The sequence below is a fragment of the Ewingella sp. AOP8-B2-18 genome (assembly GCF_052376015.1).
Classification (GTDB): domain Bacteria; phylum Pseudomonadota; class Gammaproteobacteria; order Enterobacterales; family Enterobacteriaceae; genus Ewingella; species Ewingella allii.
This window is the reverse complement of record NZ_JBQSVB010000072.1, coordinates 1-374: the sequence shown is the minus strand read 5'-3', so window position 1 is coordinate 374 and position 374 is coordinate 1. Positions and strand designations below refer to the sequence as shown.

Annotated in this window: 2 tRNA genes; both read right to left on the bottom strand. The window is 47.6% G+C overall.

The window, feature by feature from the left end:
• Positions 1–62: 62 nt before the first annotated feature.
• Positions 63–138, bottom strand: a tRNA-Ala gene (locus ACT3RR_RS23195).
• A 131-nt stretch (positions 139–269) separates the two neighbouring features.
• Positions 270–346: transfer RNA gene (locus ACT3RR_RS23190), tRNA-Ile, on the bottom strand.
• Positions 347–374 lie beyond the last annotated feature (28 nt).

Genomic DNA, 374 nt, shown 5'->3' with positions numbered 1-374 from the left:
AATACTTCGCAGCATACTGTTTCCAATATACTCTGAAGTATTATTTAAAGGCTGTATGGATATGGTGGAGCTAAGCGGGATCGAACCGCTGACCTCCTGCGTGCAAGGCAGGCGCTCTCCCAGCTGAGCTATAGCCCCATACAGTCACTTACAGATACCTTTGATTTACCACTCGTAAAAGAGTTAATTCTTTCTCAGACAAGGCGGAGCCATGCGAAGTTTGCTTACGCAAACGAGTTCGTGGCGACAACGCAGTATGAGGAAGAATTTGGTAGGCCTGAGTGGACTTGAACCACCGACCTCACCCTTATCAGGGGTGCGCTCTAACCACCTGAGCTACAAGCCTATAAAGGTATTTCTGCTCGTTACTTTCT